Source organism: Bacillus sp. OV166 (genome assembly GCF_900177675.1).
Classification (GTDB): Bacteria; Bacillota; Bacilli; order Bacillales; family Cytobacillaceae; genus Neobacillus.
On sequence record NZ_FXWM01000001.1, the window covers coordinates 3,669,700 to 3,686,944 of the forward strand.

General features: G+C 37.9%; 18 protein-coding genes. 8 read left to right on the forward strand and 10 right to left on the reverse strand.

Annotated elements, in window-relative coordinates; all coding sequences use genetic code 11:
• Nucleotides 1–29 precede the first annotated feature (29 nt).
• The 3 genes from CCK98_RS17820 (at nt 30) to CCK98_RS17830 (ending at nt 2,518) form a co-directional block, all read left to right on the forward strand.
• Complete coding sequence (locus CCK98_RS17820; RefSeq protein ID WP_088087791.1) at nt 30–1,274, forward strand: MFS transporter; 1,245 nt, start codon at nt 30–32, stop codon at nt 1,272–1,274.
• Between the two features lie 61 nt (nt 1,275–1,335).
• Nucleotides 1,336–1,626 (forward strand): hypothetical protein, encoded by a 291-nt coding sequence (locus tag CCK98_RS17825; protein WP_373408499.1) that lies wholly within the window; start codon nt 1,336–1,338, stop codon nt 1,624–1,626.
• A gap of 127 nt (nt 1,627–1,753) precedes the next feature.
• Nucleotides 1,754–2,518, forward strand: a complete 765-nt coding sequence (locus CCK98_RS17830; RefSeq protein WP_088087793.1) for a sulfite exporter TauE/SafE family protein — start codon at nt 1,754–1,756, stop codon at nt 2,516–2,518.
• Between the two features lie 59 nt (nt 2,519–2,577).
• On the opposite strand, the gene CCK98_RS17835 is transcribed toward CCK98_RS17830, so the two are convergent.
• Nucleotides 2,578–4,044 carry a spore germination protein gene (locus tag CCK98_RS17835; RefSeq protein ID WP_088087794.1) on the reverse strand — a complete coding sequence of 489 codons (1,467 nt, stop codon included), beginning with the start codon at nt 4,042–4,044 and terminating at the stop codon, nt 2,578–2,580.
• A 191-nt stretch (nt 4,045–4,235) separates the two neighbouring features.
• Here CCK98_RS17835 and CCK98_RS17840 point away from each other — a divergent pair, with 191 nt between their 5' ends.
• A complete protein-coding gene (locus CCK98_RS17840) occupies nt 4,236–4,748 on the forward strand; it encodes a DUF3231 family protein (RefSeq protein WP_088087795.1) in 513 nt (170 codons plus the stop codon).
• A gap of 105 nt (nt 4,749–4,853) precedes the next feature.
• Here CCK98_RS17840 and CCK98_RS17845 read toward each other — a convergent pair whose 3' ends face one another.
• The 6 genes from CCK98_RS17845 to CCK98_RS17870 all read right to left on the reverse strand — a co-directional run bounded on the left by CCK98_RS17845 (nt 4,854) and on the right by CCK98_RS17870 (nt 11,025).
• Entirely contained in the window at nt 4,854–5,693 is an 840-nt protein-coding gene (locus CCK98_RS17845) for a pentapeptide repeat-containing protein (protein ID WP_088087796.1), read from the reverse strand.
• 127 nt (nt 5,694–5,820) lie between these two features.
• Nucleotides 5,821–7,026 carry an MFS transporter gene (locus CCK98_RS17850; RefSeq protein ID WP_088087797.1) on the reverse strand — a complete coding sequence of 402 codons (1,206 nt, stop codon included), beginning with the start codon at nt 7,024–7,026 and terminating at the stop codon, nt 5,821–5,823.
• Between the two features lie 211 nt (nt 7,027–7,237).
• Nucleotides 7,238–7,969, reverse strand: coding sequence for a DUF475 domain-containing protein (locus CCK98_RS17855; protein WP_088087798.1), 732 nt, complete (start codon nt 7,967–7,969; stop codon nt 7,238–7,240).
• A 359-nt stretch (nt 7,970–8,328) separates the two neighbouring features.
• The gene (locus tag CCK98_RS17860; protein WP_088087799.1) at nt 8,329–8,817 is read right to left on the reverse strand and encodes a GNAT family N-acetyltransferase; all 489 of its coding nucleotides are present in this window, start codon (nt 8,815–8,817) and stop codon (nt 8,329–8,331) included.
• Nucleotides 8,818–9,031: 214 nt separating this feature from the next.
• A complete protein-coding gene (locus CCK98_RS17865) occupies nt 9,032–10,306 on the reverse strand; it encodes an RNA-guided endonuclease TnpB family protein (protein WP_088087800.1) in 1,275 nt (424 codons plus the stop codon).
• Between the two features lie 236 nt (nt 10,307–10,542).
• On the reverse strand, nt 10,543–11,025 hold the full coding sequence (locus CCK98_RS17870; RefSeq protein ID WP_088087801.1) for a GNAT family N-acetyltransferase: 483 nt from the start codon (nt 11,023–11,025) through the stop codon (nt 10,543–10,545).
• A 272-nt stretch (nt 11,026–11,297) separates the two neighbouring features.
• On the opposite strand from CCK98_RS17870, the gene CCK98_RS17875 reads away from it, so the two are divergent.
• The 4 genes from CCK98_RS17875 to CCK98_RS17890 all read left to right on the forward strand — a co-directional run bounded on the left by CCK98_RS17875 (nt 11,298) and on the right by CCK98_RS17890 (nt 15,342).
• Complete coding sequence (locus tag CCK98_RS17875; RefSeq protein ID WP_088087802.1) at nt 11,298–11,771, forward strand: hypothetical protein; 474 nt, start codon at nt 11,298–11,300, stop codon at nt 11,769–11,771.
• Between the two features lie 447 nt (nt 11,772–12,218).
• Nucleotides 12,219–13,286 carry a BMP family protein gene (locus CCK98_RS17880; RefSeq protein ID WP_088087803.1) on the forward strand — a complete coding sequence of 356 codons (1,068 nt, stop codon included), beginning with the start codon at nt 12,219–12,221 and terminating at the stop codon, nt 13,284–13,286.
• 47 nt (nt 13,287–13,333) lie between these two features.
• A complete protein-coding gene (locus CCK98_RS17885; protein ID WP_088090450.1) occupies nt 13,334–14,431 on the forward strand; it encodes a carbohydrate kinase in 1,098 nt (365 codons plus the stop codon).
• On the forward strand, nt 14,428–15,342 hold the full coding sequence (locus tag CCK98_RS17890) for a pseudouridine-5'-phosphate glycosidase (protein WP_088087804.1): 915 nt from the start codon (nt 14,428–14,430) through the stop codon (nt 15,340–15,342). The genes CCK98_RS17885 and CCK98_RS17890 overlap by 4 nt, the downstream gene beginning before the upstream one ends.
• Nucleotides 15,343–15,455: 113 nt before the next feature.
• Here the strand turns inward: CCK98_RS17890 and CCK98_RS17895 are convergent, their stop codons facing one another.
• The 3 genes from CCK98_RS17895 to CCK98_RS17905 form a co-directional block, all read right to left on the reverse strand.
• Nucleotides 15,456–16,187 (reverse strand): class I SAM-dependent methyltransferase, encoded by a 732-nt coding sequence (locus CCK98_RS17895; protein WP_088087805.1) that lies wholly within the window; start codon nt 16,185–16,187, stop codon nt 15,456–15,458.
• Nucleotides 16,188–16,284: 97 nt separating this feature from the next.
• The gene (locus CCK98_RS17900; RefSeq protein ID WP_088087806.1) at nt 16,285–16,788 is read right to left on the reverse strand and encodes a GNAT family N-acetyltransferase; all 504 of its coding nucleotides are present in this window, start codon (nt 16,786–16,788) and stop codon (nt 16,285–16,287) included.
• 22 nt (nt 16,789–16,810) lie between these two features.
• Nucleotides 16,811–17,158, reverse strand: coding sequence for a n-acetylglutamate synthase (locus tag CCK98_RS17905; RefSeq protein WP_218780187.1), 348 nt, complete (start codon nt 17,156–17,158; stop codon nt 16,811–16,813).
• Between the last annotated feature and the right edge of the window lie 87 nt (nt 17,159–17,245).

A 17,245-nucleotide genomic window follows, 5' to 3' on the forward strand; every position in this document is an offset into this window, starting at 1 on the left:
TTAATTTTACAGTTAGGGGTGTACATACATTGCCGAAGCAAAAGCATAAAGGCTTGACGATTACTGCAATCAGTTCAATCCCGCTTATTTTGGTGTTAGGAAACTCAATGCTAATCCCAATTCTCCCAAAAATGAAATCAGAATTGAATATAACTCAATTTCAGACTAGCTTAATTATCTCCGTATTTTCGATTGCAGCGGCAATATCTATACCTGTATTAGGATATTTATCTGACCGATTTTCACGTAAAGCGATTATTATCCCTGCACTTATTTTATATGGCAGCGGAGGCCTTTTAGCTGGAGCTGCAGCTGCCTGGTTCTCCAATTCTTATACATGGATTATAGCAGGGAGGATTTTGCAAGGAATGGGTGCTGCTGGTACGGCTCCAATTGCCATGGCATTGGCAGGCGATTTATTTAAGGGTGGAGAACAAAGTAAAGTTTTAGGTTTAGTGGAAGCGTCGAATGGATTCGGGAAGGTAATCAGCCCAATTATCGGTTCGCTACTAGCCCTTCTGTTTTGGTACGCAGCATTTTTTGCCTTTCCAATTTTTTGTGCCCTATCAGTCCTCTTTACCATCTTTTTTATCAAGGAAAAGAAAGCAGAGAAAGAACCTCCCCCTTTAGGAAAATATGTAAAGGGCCTTGTTTCTGTTTTCAAAACAGAAGGACGCTGGTTATTTGCCGCTTATTTCACAGGTTCCTCCTGCCTTTTTACACTATTTGGGATTTTGTTTTATATATCCGATATTCTCGAGAAAGATCATCAGATTGATGGTTTACTAAAAGGTGCCATTTTAGCGATCCCCCTTTTATTTATGACAACAACCTCCTATTTTACAGGCAGTAATATTGGAAAAAAAATGAAGGTAATGAAAAGATTAATCGTCATTGGCTGTTTATTAATGACTGCTTCCTTTGCATCATTGGTCTTCTTTACGAATTTACTTCCATTTTTTGCAGTCTTAGTCATAAGCAGTATTGGAACTGGACTCGTTCTTCCATGTATCAATAGCTTTATTACTGGTTCAGTACCGGCAGACCGGCGTGGATTCGTTACCTCCCTCTATGGATCTGTTAGATTTTTAGGTGTTGCCATTGGTCCACCTATTTTTGGGGCATTAATGGAATGGTCCCGTTCAGGGATGTTCTTATCTACAGCAGGTTTAACATTATTATGTGGATTGCTTTCCATGATGCTCATCCATGTTGCTAAAAAGGAGCCTTCAGAAGATAGTGATTCCTTGTTTGAAAAATTATCTTTCACATAAAATTGAAAAAGGTCCGTTTAGGAGAGTTTACTTGACAATGGAGCAAGATAAAAAGGAGTAGATGTCATTGCAAATTTATTTTTCTCCTGAGGTAATCACACCGCAGTTTCAGGTATTAAATGTGGTGGATGGAAAAAACAAAGCAGTAGGAAACGTGGCTCTTCTATTTGATGAAAAAAAGCTTTATGTTTATGGAATTTTAGAAGAAATAGAAGTCGGAGCGGATTTTAAGGATTTAGTCACACCTTATATAAAAGGTTTAGCTAAGGCTCGGCCCGGATTAGATATTTTCTCTTGTTTATATGTTGGATGTAAAAAAATAAATTTGAATGAAGAAGAAAAAGATAAATAATGGTTTAGGTGGACTCCAAGCTGGGTCCACTTTTTTTTTTGCATACCTTCCATGTCACAGGTGTCTAACTCTTTCATATTTTAATGTTATAAATCAACATTAGATTAGATATTCGGGGTGTGCGTGAATGAGCATGGGGATCATTGTAATGGGTCTTTTAATCGGCTTTATGGTCGGATTAACAGGTGTTGGAGGGGCCGCTTTGTTGACACCAATTTTAATTTTATTAGGTATCAGCCCTTCTATTGCGGTAGGTACTGATCTTGTTTATAACTCCATAACTAAACTTTTTGGTTCAATTCAACATTGGAGGCAGAAGACGATAAACTTCAAATTAGTTAAGTATCTAGCGATTGGGAGTATTCCAAGTGCGATCTGTGCAGTAGGAATTCTTCATTTATTTGATTCTTTTTTTCATAATCAAGAAGTAGTGATTAAACACGCATTAGGTTACGTTTTAATATTGGTAGCATTGACTACCCTTTTTAAAACATTTATGAAAAATAAATTAGAATGGAATCATTTTCAAAAGAAGCCGATCCATGAAAAACGGAGCTTAACCATTCTGATTGGTGCTATATTAGGTTTTATTGTAGGCTTGACATCGATTGGATCTGGTTCATTGTTTGCATTAGCTATGATTTACTTGTACAGATTGAGAACTCCAGAATTGGTCGGAACCGATATCGCTCATGCCTTTTTATTAGTCTCCGCTGCAGGGATTATGCACGCAGGAATCGGCAATGTTGATTATCTATTAGTGTTTAACCTATTAATGGGGTCAATCCCCGGTGTTATTTTAGGAAGCACCTTATCCTCTAAGTTACCCGCAAAACCTCTAAGAACCATTATGGCACTGATGATTTTGATTAGTGGGTTTAAACTAATTTAATATAATCAATTAACTTCTGTAACAGCTAAAAAGTCTATCAAATTTGATAGACTTTATTTTTATTGCCTTGTTCTATCTTGTGGCGTTAGGATTGCAGCCCTTGTATTATTAAGCGGGATTGGCGTCCGAGAGAGCATTATCCGAAAATCTCGTGGATTAAATGGAATAAACGGATACAAAAAAGGTGTATTCATGCTCTTAGTTACAACAAGGAGCATGATCCATAACGTTATTCCTATGATCAACCCTGGAACTTTAAATAAAGCAACCATGATTAAAAAGAAAACCCGAAAAAGTCGATTGGCAAGGCTTAACTCATAACTTGGTGTGGCAAAAGTTCCAATTGCAGCAACAGCCACATATAGGACGACCTCATGAGTAAAAATCCCTACCTTTACAGCTACATCTCCAATGATAATTGCAGAAACGATACCAAGTGCTGTAGCAAGGGCATTCGGGGTATGAATAGCTGCCATTCGCAAAATTTCGATTCCGACTTCAGCAATGAGAAATTGCCAGATTAAACCAATCTCCCCTTGATCTTCTACACCGATAAACTTCCATCGATCGGAGAGTAATTGTTCATTGGTCGCATAAGTATACCAAAGTGGTAAGAGAAATAAGGAGGATAACACAGCGATAAATCGTGCCCAACGTAAAAAAATCCCAATTACCGGCTTTTGACGATATTCTTCAGCATGCTGCAGGTGATGCCAATAGGTTGCTGGACAAATCATTACACTTGGTGACCCATCCACCACTATTAATACATGGCCTTCCATTAAATGAACGGCACTTGTATCTGATCTTTCTGTGTATCGAACTAATGGATATGGATTATAATTTCGGCCAAATACAAATTCTTCAATCGTTTTTTCCGCCATAGGAATCCCATCTATGGATATTTTTTCAAGTTCATTCCTTAACATTTTTACATTATCCGGGTCAACAATGCTATCTATGTATACTAATGCAATATCTGTTTTGGATCGTTTTCCTACTTGGACGTATTCCATTACAAGGGAACGATCCCGTACACGCCTGCGAATTAACGCTAAGTTAAATACAATCGTTTCAACAAAGCCATCACGGGGTCCCCGTACAACCCGTTCAATATCTGGTTCCTGAGGAGAACGGATTGGATATTCACGTGAATCAATCAGGATTACTTGTTTCCCGCCTTCTACTACTACTGCAGTTTGTCCTGCAAGAATTTGGGCTATAACTTCCTCTAAATCATCTGATGTATTCACCTCTACATGAGGAATAAAACTTTTAAATAGCTTATCAATGGGATTATTTCCAAAATCCTCTGGTTTGCGTTTCTCAATTTCCTTCATAATTAAAAGTAAGAGATTAGCTGAAGCAAACCCATCTATCAAAAACATCCCGAACCGGAGTCCTCCGTATTCCAACGGTCGATGAATCACATCAAAGCTTTTTCCAATTCGTAATTCTTTTATTAAGTATTCTATATTATCTTCAAACTTTTCCTTAACCGGAATTTGAGTCCCCTTTTTTCCCAAACATGCCAACTCCTAAATTTTCATTATTGGTATTTTGCAACATGTTTGAGGTTAATATTCTCTTTTCAATATCATTAAGGAGTTCTATACATTAATGTTTAATGATTCGGAAAAACTATTTTCGTGCTGTGCTTAAAGAAAGGTGGCACTTGGAGATGAATAAAATTTCTTATACACTGAGGAGGGCAACAATGGGAATTTTAAGTGGAAATCCTAAGGAAGAACCTTTACATTACGGTGAAGTCTTTGATATTTGGGCTTCTCAATTAGTCGGAAATAGTATGATAGCTGGTTATCAAACGATGTTAAACCATACCGGGGACGATGATTTAAAAAAGTTATTAGTTGAAGCGATTGAAACCTGCCAGCAGCAAAAGAAACAGGTGGAAGAACTTTTAAAAGAAAATGGTATTGGATTACCACCTGCAGCACCTGAGCCGCCAGAAGCATGCCTAGAAGAGATCCCGGTTGGAGCAAGAATCCCGGATCCAGCCATTGCCGCTACACTTTCAGCAGATTTAGCTGCTGGTTTAGTTGCTTGCAGCATGATTATAGGTAAATCCATTAGAGAAGATGTTGCAATGATGTATGGTCAATTTCATATTCAAAAGGCAGCACTCGGAGCAAAAGTCCTTCGCTTGAACAAAGAAAAAGGCTGGTTAATCCCACCTCCACTGCATCTAAATAAACATCATGATTGCTAAACAGTGTTTTAAGAATACGAGTTATAACATTCAATAATTAATTCAAAAAATCCACCATGTCAAAGTCAGGTGGATTTTTTTGTGCATATTTCAAAAATCATGTTATTACCCAACTTTTATCCAATGATCTGGAATTCTTAAAGCAGATGGTAATTTGGTAGTACTATCTCCCAATGCCGAATTGACTTGTGCTTGTGTGAGAAAGATACTTCCGGTGAGATCAGCACCACGTATATCAGCATCTCTAAAGTCTGCACCAATCAGATCTGTTACTCTCATATCAGATTTCCGGAGATCCGCAGCAATTAGCAACGCTCCTCTTAAATTAGCTCCCCTTAGGTCAACACCTTTTAATTTTGCGCCAAAAAGGTCTTTCCCCCTTCTTATGTCTTTCTTAGGTGAAACTTTAGCACGGACAAGTTCACTAGTGCGGAGAAGTAAATCATTAACGACCACTCGATGCGCTTGTACATTAAGCTCTATGATAGATTTTGGATTCAGATGGGTAAGATGCTCCGTTTCTTCTAGTACTGACTGCAAATCTTTATGGATAGGCTGTGCATCTTCTAAGCTAAGCGCTTCATTTAAGTAACAAAGCATCTCGTGAAGTTGTTGCATAATTGGAAATACATTAAACATTTCTTTAGCTATGGCTGGGTTATCCCGCCAATCCCTTCCATTGTATGTCACTTGTGATACCTTTTGACCTGCACCAAAGCATTCATATCCAACACAGCCTCTAAATCCTTCTTTTCTGAGATTTTTATGGATACCACAACGATAATCTGATTGTAAATTGGGACAAGGAGTACCTGCTTCTTTATCAAATGCAAAATCAGCCGATTTAGCATAGGGCAGCGCAACACAGCATAATCCAAAACAATTTTCACAGTCCGCACTAAATTTTTTAAGATTAGTGTTGTTTTCTTTTATTTGACTAGACATTCCTTCACATCCTTTTATGTAAATCAGCTATTGCGCCAAGTTATTTATAAATCTTCTATACTTCTAATTAAACACAAAATACCCTCTTATCCGCAATAGATAAGAGGGTTTATGACCAATGAATCATTCAGGAAAGTGCTTTTCTCTTTAGCGCCCTACTGTTTAAATTATTACCATTCCAAAAAGCCATACTGGTAGCAATTAATAATAAGATACCTGTTACAATAAAAACACTTTGAACCGGGAACATTCCACCGAGGAACCCTCCAATCATCGGCCCAATCATCCCGCCTAGTTGGTTAGCAGTTTGATTCAAACTAAATGCTCTGCCACGGAAATCCTCTGGGGTCGACTTTACAACGAGCCCATTTAACGCTGGGAAGACTGCACAGAAAAATATCCCAAATACAAAGCGAATGAACGAAAATCCCCAAATCTCACTAAATAAAACTTGAGCAATGGTTCCTAATCCGCCGCCCAATAACCCGATAAATAAAACACGATGAAATCCAACTTTGTCCGCCCATTTCCCCCATATTGGAGCAAAAAGAGCACTAGCGATTCCAGGCAAAGAGAACACTACACCCGCTAATAATGAGGCATTTTCAGACGACCCACCCAGTTTCACGATATATAAGGGGAGCACGGGCTCAATCGTCATTACGGAACAACTAGTGAGAACAGTTAGAATAAGGACGAGTAAAAAAGGGCGATTGGACAACGCTACTTTAAAGTCAGTCTTAATAGAACCCCGAACCTTACTTGGAGTGAAATTTTCCTCAACTACCCAAAAAATGATGAGGAGGGTGGCAATGAAAACAATCATACCCGCAGTCGCAAAGGCCCAGCGATTTCCGACTAAATGAGATATCCCCCCACCTAACAAGGGACCAAGAATCGTTCCTGATGCTGATGCGGTAGAAATCAAGGAAAGGGCATACCCTACCTTATTATTAGGAGTATTGGTCCCTATCAAAGCGATTGAACCAGGAATGAATCCACTAAGTAATCCTTGCAAAATGCGCAGAACTAATATTTCATAGGGATTCGTAACAAAAGCCATTAACGTATAGATGACAAAGAGGACAAATCCTGCACGGATAATCATCGGTTTTCTTCCATACTTATCTGCCATCCTCCCCCAAAACGGGGATGCAATCGCCCCTGCAAAAAAGGCGGAACTAAATAATAACCCTGACCATATTTCCGTATGTTCGTGCACACCAATTTGCAGAAGAAAAATTGGTAAAAAGGGAATGACCATAGAAAAGCTTGCGGCTGTAAAAAAGACCCCAACCCAAAGTACCCATAAATTCCGCTTCCAGTTTAGCATGCATTCCATCTCCAATGTTTGATCAAATTAGTACCAATTTTCTTCCTTACCAATGATCATTTTATTTTGGTTAATAATAACATACTGTTCATTTATTTTCACTTCCGAAATATTTGTATACAGAAATATATGGATTCTATGAAAGAATAGCTTTTCTTTCTACCACAAAAAAAAGACCAGGATTCCTGATCTTTTGAGCTTGATATTTTAATTAAAGGGTTTTTTCTTTTCCGGAATTTTTCCTGACTGAATGAACCAGGAATGTACCTGAGAATACCGCAATTAATATGGAAAAGAAAACAAATTCATCTAATTGGTATCCAAATGCAGAAATGATCATTTTTATCGCGATTATCGCAATTAAGATAAACGCGGTAGTTTCTACTTCAGGAACCTTTTCAATCAATGTTAGGAATAGTTGAGCTACCCCTCGCATCATTAAAATCCCGATCACACCACCTAGAAAGAGAACCCACTCTTGATTAGAAACTCCAAATGCCGCAATTACACTGTCCAAACTAAAGGCAATGTCCATTAACTCAACCGTTAACACGGTTCTCCAAAATCCCATTTTTTTATTTGGGACTTCATCTTCGCCTTCATTATTCTTGATAAAGTTTTGAATGACAATCCAAAGTAAGTAATGACCGCCTACAATTTTTATCCAACCAATATTAATTAAAGTAACTCCTACACCTATTGCTAAAATTCGGAAAAGATACGCACCAAAAATACCGTAGAATAGGGCTTTCTTTCGTTGATCTTTAGGTAATTTTTTCACTAAAATAGCTAAAACAAGGGCGTTATCGGCAGATAATAGCCCTTCAAGAACAACAAGGGTCCCAATGACTCCCCAACTAGCTGGATTAGAAAATACCTTTTCAAATGCTTCTAGTGAAAAAAATGAACTATAGCTATTGATAATTTCCTGTAGAAATTCCATTTTTTCTCCCTTTCCATTACTTTTTTTACTTTAAGCTTCTCAGTTCAAATTCTATACTTCCGGTGCTTGTCCCAATAAACAATCATTCACCCCATTGATGTTGTCCCTTTTCTCGCATCCTACTTTATATGTATGTATAGCCCTGATATTAATGAACCAAAAACATCCCTAACTTTGAATGAGATTATATATTTTTACTATTTGATTGAAAAATGAGCAACAAAGGTACTATCGCGGAAATGCCAAGCTAAATGTATAAATTTATCCTAATCAAAAAGACGATTCGGTCCCGAATCGTCTTTTTTCATTCCTTTTTCTGTAAGTTTTTTTCTATATAGTTAATTATATCACCGAAACATTCATACTAATTTTTTACTCATGTTGTACCAAATCACTCCGCCATGGTGGGAGCTTGAAACACCATTGTTGAGGTATCCATGGTTTTCATAGAAGCGAATTAAGTCAGCTTTACAGGTGAGGGTCATCGTCTCACGATTTTTTTCACTTGCTTCTGTTTCTATATGTGCAAGTAACGCTGATGCCACACCTCGTTTTTGAAAATACGGGGACACCGCTAATCCTAAAATACTTTGATGCCCGCCAGACACAGGGTTCTCCCTTATATCACTAAAGAGGTCATCTGTAATGTGTGCTTGATTAATGACAGGACCATTAACAAGACCAGCAATCACCCCCTCCTCTTCAGCTACAAAAAAACTATCTGAAATAAATTGAATGCGCTTTTCAAATGCTTCCTTCGTCGCAGCCTCTTCTTTTGTAAAACAAAGATGTTCAATTACTATTAGTTCAGGTAAATCTTCCATTTTTACGTTTCGAATTTTTAACATATTAATTTATCCCTCTTCCTAAATGCCAAATGGCTCTGTGAATGCAGCTCCTTAGTTATTTTCGTTATTGACTTCGCCCCATGGATAAATCCAGGGGATTCTTTTTTAAACCTTCATCAAAGCCGCCTTTTGACCGTGGCCTCCAGGTCCTACTACTTCTCCAGTTCATTACGACATGTAGTAAAAACCACATACCGCAGCCCAATCATAGGCACTACGCCACTGCCCTTTTAGCCTCATTGTGCGAGACAATAGGAGCTAAAAGGACTCGGCGATACTTTGTATCTTCTATTTTAGGTAGTTCCCGATTTTTCGTAAGCTGTTTATTAACAGACTTGTCCAAAATATTCATGGCACCTACTACATCCCGATGTCCTTCCGCGTCGCACTGACAGCCGAAGTTTCGATTCCTTTGTTTGCGGAATTCCCCACATGACGGGCACGTGCCGGATGTATAGGACTCTTCCACTAGTTGGACTTTGACCCCTCGAAGTTTTAATTTGTATTTTATCTTTTCAATTAATTGCCCAAAACTCCAATTGGACAATTGTTGACGAATTTCTTTACGGGTTTTCTTTTTCTTTTTCGTATTCTTTTGAACGCCATCCGGTGTTCCTATATTGAGTGTTTTAATTTGGTTTTCCACACACCAATCCGTGACCATTTTCGAAATAGAATGCAATAGATACTCCATTCTCCGCTCCAGTTTTTCTAAAAAACGGCGTTTACGCAAAATGAGGTTTTGCCTTTTATTCGAACCCGGCTTCCTCCGGGTAATCAGCTTCTGAAATTCTTTCAACCTTTTGTTTCTGTAGCGCTGTAACGAGCGAAGTTCTCTTCCTGTTACAATGAGGTGAATTTTCCCATTACTTAAAACGGCCGCATGGATAATCCCTAAATCGCAGCCGGCTTCCTTTTTACCTTGAACCTGCTTTTGTTTTGGTACTTCCACTGCTAGATGCATCCAGTATTGGTTTTTGTGCCAAACGATTTCGGCACTTTTTATCGTATGGAAATCAATATGCTTCGGTTGAGGAATCACTAAGGGGGATTGTTGTTTCCCATTGCTAATCCTGAGCTTCTTACCGGACAATGTAATCGCAGTTATTTTATATTTAACGGAAAAGAACTTTTTGTATTTCCAAGGGTACCGCCACTGTTTCTCACCTTTTGCCCGTAACTCCCTTGTTCTTTTGCAGGTTTCTTCATGTAATTCGATGATCGATTGAATCGTTTGCGAGTGTAATTTATGGGTGGTGGCATTGTACCATTGCTTTTTTTCAGATGCACTTGTCCAAACTTTATATTCATCATATAGCCACCAATGGAGATCTAGGCAGTCATTCCACAGATTCGCTGCTTCCATACGTAGAGTATCGACTAATCTTCCCTCCTCGCCGGTTAAACGGAGCGGAAATTTCCGAATGACAATATCTCCTTTCGATACTTTTTTCTTTTGTTCTTTCATGTTCTTTTTAGGGGGTTCCATTTCTTTTTTCAACACCTAACGGAACACTTGTTCTATATACTTATTATACTACTATGGAATAGGAATTGATAGTAAAAAGAAAAAAATATGGCTTATATCCCCATTTCTGAAGAAAGGGGTTTTACGCCACTATTTGATAATTCTTACAGTATTATTTCTAGCATTACAAAAAGAGTGACAGTTTAAGCCACTCTCAACTAATGATTATTAGATTTTATCTTGAATTTATTACTTTGTCATTCTGGATTGTAGAGCTTTTGCATGAAAAGTTTTAACTTAATATGATGTGTAGAATTTTGATAACTGGTGCTTTTTGAAAATCCAAGCGAAGTATAAAACTGATCTGCGTCTTCAGTTTCTGTATGGAGAACTACTTCTTTAAAAGTTTTTCTTGCATCAAAAAGAATCTTGTTTATTAAGAACCTCCCAATACCTTTTCTTCGATACTCTTTTAATACGTAAAATCTTCTTATGCGGCCTATTTGGGGATCATTTGCAAAAGGATCAATATTAATTCCTCCAATCGCAATTATTACACCCTCCTCATTGAAAACCCCATAAAAACCCTCACCTCTTTGATTAAATGTATTTTTACCATTTATAAAATCATTAACCAACCTTTCGGTAAAACGAAACCCATTCTCATTGCTTTCTTTCATTAAAAGCGTTAAATCAATAGAAGCTAGGTTTGTTATCTTCTCAATCCTAAAATCCAACATAATATCCTCCTGATTGTTAATTCCAAAAATGAACATTTCCTGGATAAATAGAGTTCTAAATACTATGCTGCGAATCCTTCCTAACTAACTGGATTCTTGCTTTGTGGAACAAAATGACGATGAACAAAAAAGACACTTACCTTCCTATTTTATTACAAAATTATTCCAGTAAAATGTTTTCAGCCTGAGTAAATAAATTTACCTAAGTGTCCTTTACGGGCTCGTCTTATTTACATACACTAAAACAATTCAACAGTTTGGGAGTGAAATAAATGTATTCTAACTTAGTTACAAATGTTAGAACAGCCTTGGCTTACACGGTACAGGCCATTCGATATGCCGATAGTGCCTTAATCCTTTTTTTAGAAATGTCCGCATTTCCTTTACCACCGAATCCAATTAAAGTACAATTCTACCAAGATGTCGTCGATAATCTCACAGAGGCATATCTTGCCATGAAAGCTTTACCTTTCGATACTCATTTTCCTAGTGATCCCGTTTTTCCAAATGCCCCTATTGTTCCCCAAAGCCAAGATAACCAACACCTTATTCAACTATCCGATAACCGTATCTCACTGGCATTAGATAAGACGGAAGATACCATTAACTACCTTGACCAAGCAATTCTGTTAAGCGGTAAAAATGATCGACTAAATGGGCAGCTCTTTTTCATTAAACTAAGTTTAGAAGCCGCTCGAGACGCACTCGTTTCAGGTTTAAATGAACCGGATTTTGATAACCATTAATCTTTACCGACGACTCTATTTTTCTATGTTGACGGGCACGATTAACCCCTAATTGTCAAAGTTGACTCCTTTTTTCTATGGTGGCGGGCACAATTAACCCTAATTGTTACCGTTGACTCCTTTTTCCTATGGTGGCGGGCACAATTATCCTCTAATTGTTACCGTTGACTCCTTTTTTCTATGGTGACGGGCACAATTATCCTTTATGAAGGACATAGGTCTACGCTGAAGCTATAGATTTGTCCTTCATAAGTGCCGCTTAATGATGCTTTTAATTTCCCATTAATAATTCCTCCTTATTTTCCTACCAATTGAATGAAATGCCTTTATATATAGGTTGACCTAACTTCTGGCAGGATGTATAATCCAAACATAAGTTTAACCTTTAAACAAAAGTTTATAAGGCCGTTTTTCTAACCGAACAAACATCATAAGGGGGTACATATTTTGAAAAAACAAAAAGTTGGGATGGCACTATCACTTGTTCTTGCTGCAGGTACACTGTTAGGAGCTTGTGGAAAAAGTAATGACAACAAAGGCGGTGGGAATGATCAAACTTTCACTGCTGCAATGGTGACTGATATCGGGGGTGTTGATGACAAATCATTTAACCAATCATCTTGGGAAGGTCTCAAAAGTTTTGGCGAAGAAAACGGTTTAAAAAAAGGTAAAGGCGGTTACGATTACCTTCAATCCAAATCGGATGCCGATTATACAACAAACTTAAATAAACTTGCTCGTGAAGGATTTGACTTAGTTTATGCGATCGGCTTCTTGATGCCAGCAGCAGTTGAGGAAATTGCAACCCAGCAAAAAGATTCCAAATTTGCAATCGTCGATGCTGAAGTAAAGGAGCCAAACGTTGCAAGTATCTTATTCAAAGAGCAAGAAGCTGGATTCCTTGCTGGAATAGCAGCGGCTAAAACAACAAAATCTAACCATATCGGATTTATTGGCGGCATGGAAATTCCAGTGGTTGAACGTTTCGAAACTGGTTTTTTAGCCGGGGTTAAAGCTGCTAAACCTGAGGTAAAAGTGGACGTGCAATATGCAGGTGCGTTTGACAAGGCAGAACTTGGTCAAACAATCGCTTCTAAAATGTATTCATCTGGTGCGGACGTGATTTTCCACTCCGCAGGGGGAACTGGTGTCGGTTTATTCAAAGAAGCAAATGACCGAAAAGCAAAAGAACCTGGCAAAGATATTTGGGCTATCGGTGTAGACCGCGATCAAGCTGATATGGGTAAAGATGTGGTTCTTACATCTGCTTTAAAACGTGTTGATGTAGCTGTTAAAGAACTGGCAACAAAAACAAAAGAAGGTAATTTCCCAGGCGGCGAAGTTGCGCTATTTGGTTTAGCAGAAGATGGTGTTGGCTTAGCCCCTATCAATGCAAAAGCTACAAACAAAGCAGAAATTGAAGCTGCCATAAAAGAATGGGTTGAAAAGATTAAATCAGGTGATGTAAAAGTTCCTGAATCACGTAAAGAATTAAAAACTTTTAGTCCAAAGTAATCGTACTGATTAGGAAGATTAAATGGGGTGAGTTTGTGCCTGAAAGAATGAATGATAAAGAACAATTGATTATCGATTTAATACGTAAGAACCCCTATGTTTCTCAGCAAGAACTGGCTGAAATATTAGGCTTATCTAGGCCTTCCATTGCAAATATTATTTCTGGCTTAATTAAAAAAGGTAATATTCTAGGAAGAGCTTATATTCTTAGTGAATCACAACATGTTATTTGTATAGGCGGGGCTAATATTGACCGTAAATTCCATATCAAAGACAAAGCGCAGTTAGGTACATCCAATCCGATTTACGCCACTCAGAATGCCGGCGGGGTTGCCCGGAATATCGCTGAAAATCTAGGGCGACTTGGAATGGATGTATCACTTATTTCTACATGCGGCACCGATAAGGACTGGTCGGTCATTGAAGATTCATCATCTCTTTACATGAACTTAGAAACCGTGACCCAATTTCCTGAAAAATCAACAGGTTCCTACACGGCTGTTTTAGACTCTAACGGAGAATTAGTTATTGCGTTAGCGGATATGGAAGTGTATGAGGCCATCACACCTGATTTACTGCTTAAACATGACATACAATTAAGTCACGCCAAATGTATTATGGTCGATTTAAACTGTCCGAAAGAAACGATTCAATTCTTGTGTCATTTCGCAAATAGCCATGATTTACCGATTGTGTTAATACCCGTTTCATCACCAAAGATGAATCGATTACCAGATAATTTAGAAGGTGTTGCATGGCTCATTACGAACCGAGATGAATCAGAAACTTACTTCCAAACTGAAATCAAGAATGAGGAAGATTGGAAGAACGCACTAGAAAAATGGCTGGCACTAGGGATAGCCAATGTGGTTATTACGAATGGAAAACAAGGCTCGATGATAGGTAATAAAAAAGAAGGAATTTTTCATGTACCTTCTATTGAAATTACTGAAGTCGTCGATGTAACGGGTGCAGGAGACGCTTTTTCCTCCGCTGTTATTTACTCTTGGTTAGAAGGTAAATCGTTGGTCGAAATTGCTAAAGCTGGGAGCATGAATGCATCTAAAACATTGCAATCATCTTATACAGTTAGACAGGATTTATCAGCAGAACAACTACAAAAAGACATGGAGGAATTATCATGAAACAATACATTACATTATCTGAAGAAGTACGGATCGCAAAGGAACAAGGAAAACCAATCGTTGCCTTAGAGTCTACAATTATCTCTCATGGAATGCCATACCCACAAAATGTGAAAACCGCACGTGAAGTGGAACAAATTATCCGTGATAATGGTGCTGTTCCGGCAACAATTGCAATCGTTGATGGAAAAATTAAAATTGGATTATCCGACGAAGAGCTAGAAATGTTCGGTAAGAGTACAGATGTAGCAAAAGCATCTAGACGTGATTTAGCTTATTTACTCGCTACAAAAAAATTGGGGGCAACAACAGTAGCCGCAACGATGATTTGTGCCGAGGCTGCAGGAATTAATATCTTCGTAACTGGTGGTATTGGCGGTGCTCACCGTGGTGCAGAGACTACCATGGATATCTCTGCAGACCTAGAAGAACTCGGACAAACCAACGTGGCTGTCATTTGTGCAGGCGCCAAATCGATTCTAGATTTAGGGTTAACAATGGAATATCTTGAAACAAAAGGCGTACCTGTTATTGGTTATCAAACCGATGTACTCCCTGCCTTCTATACGCGCAATAGCGAATTCTCAGTGAACTTCCGTGCAGACGATGCGGAAACAATCGCCTCGACGTTAAAAGTTAAATGGGATTTAAACCTAAAAGGCGGAGCTGTGATTGCCAATCCAATACCTGAAGAATTCGCTATGGATGAAAAAACCATTACTAACGTAATTGAAGCCGCTTTAAAAGAAGCAGAAGAAAAACACATATCCGGTAAAAATGTAACGCCATTCTTACTAGGTAAGGTGAAAGAATTAACTGAAGGTAAGAGCCTAGATGCAAACATTGCTTTAGTTAAAAACAATGCAGTTGTGGGAGCTCAAATAGCTGTAAGTTTTAATGGTATGAAATAAGGATTGAAAAACACTTTTTCCGGCAGCAACCTCATGCTTGCAGACACAATCTAGCTTCTAGATGAGTCTGCAAGCTTTTTTCTTGATATAGGATTCTATTGGAAGTTTAGCTGCTATTTTACACAAGAAAATATTAAAAAGAGCGGAATCCTCATCCTTCGTTTATACTCACTTTCATTCTTAAATTCTTCTGGCCTTGGAGTACCTTCTCTTAAATCATCAATCTTAAATCCAGTTTGTTTTAAAAGTTGATAGTATTCTTCAGTTGTTCGATGATATTTAACAACATTTTTATCTATCCACGGCTCAACCCTTTTACCACTTGTAAAATAATCATCGACGATCCAATCTGTTTTTAAGGATGATGCCTCTGCACTTTTTATGGATGAAAGTAATAATGGATGCTGGACACTGAATATGAATCTTCCGTTTTCTGTAAGAGAATAATGAACTCCTTTAAATAGATCCTTTAAGTCTGCTAAATAATGGAGCGCTAATCGTGACACAATTAGATCATATTGATCTGGTTGAAAATCCCATGTTTCCATTGAAGAAAGATGTACTTTTCCCAACGAACCATTTAGATTCTTAGTAGCTTCTTTTACCATATTTTTTGAGCCTTCTACTCCGTCGTACGAAATACATCTTTTTTGCAGGAGTTCAATACCAAATTTAGCGTCACCACAACCTAAATCTAACACCTTTCTTCCTTCTATATCACCAATTAGTTCAAGCAAGATAGGCTTTTCAATCATATTATTGGGACTTTCCTCACGATTTCTTCGTGTGATGTAATTTTCAAAAAATTGATCATTGTCGTAAGCCGATGCACCACTAAACTCCATTAAATCTCCCCCTTATTAAATCAAACCTTGAAAATTATATAGTAAACAAGGAAAGTGCGATGCTTTTTTAATGCATCGCACTTGCTATTAAACAATCTTAATTAATTCCAACTGAATGACTTCTTCTTTCTAACAATATCGTATCACGCCATACGCCATCCATTTTTCCAATACGATCTCGCCTTCCAACTTTCCGAAACCCAAACTTAAGATGTAATTTGAGACTGTATATATTTTCAGGAAAAATCCCAGATTGTAATGTCCAGTACCCGTACTGTTCACTAATTTCAATTAAAGATTTTAATAGCTTACTACCAATACCCTTTCCCTTACTATTTTGTCCAACATAAATACTAACCTCAGCCACACCGGCATAAACACATCGGCTGGAAACTGGGCTTAACGCCGCCCAACCTAGAACTTTACCAGCTAAACGTGCGACAAGACGACACTCTAAGATATGCCCCATATCCCAATCTTCCCATGTAGGAGGCTCTTTTTGAAATGTTGCATTTCCAGTCGCAATTCCTTCTTGGTAGATTTCACGAACCTGATCCCAATCCTCATTTTGCATATTATCAATAATAATAGAATTTTCCATTGTTCCACCTGAATTAAATTATTTATTTTGATTTAACTTCTTCAATAATAGATTCCCCTTCACTATGGTCGGAATCTGTCCATTTCCACTTCTCATGTAATCTAATTCTTCCATCTGGCAGAGTTTCTGGCGTAGAGAAACATTGTCCGCCTCTTATTTCGTTCTTTGTATTTACATGGTTATATCTAAACTGTAAACTGCCATTTTCCTCAACTATTCCAATAAGTGATCCTTTTACAATGTCTCCTCCATAATATGTAGCTGAAAGTATGTTTCCCTCTTGTTGGTACTCAAAAAATGTTTCTATTGAAACCTCACCGTTAGCTGTATTTTTGACTGAAACAAATTTTCGTCCATTGTAATTTATCAACATTCTACCTCCCTAGTAAGGAAAAATGGTTAATGTCTGAGTTAATAAAAAGAAATCTTTCTGTTATTGATATCTCATATGCTGTAG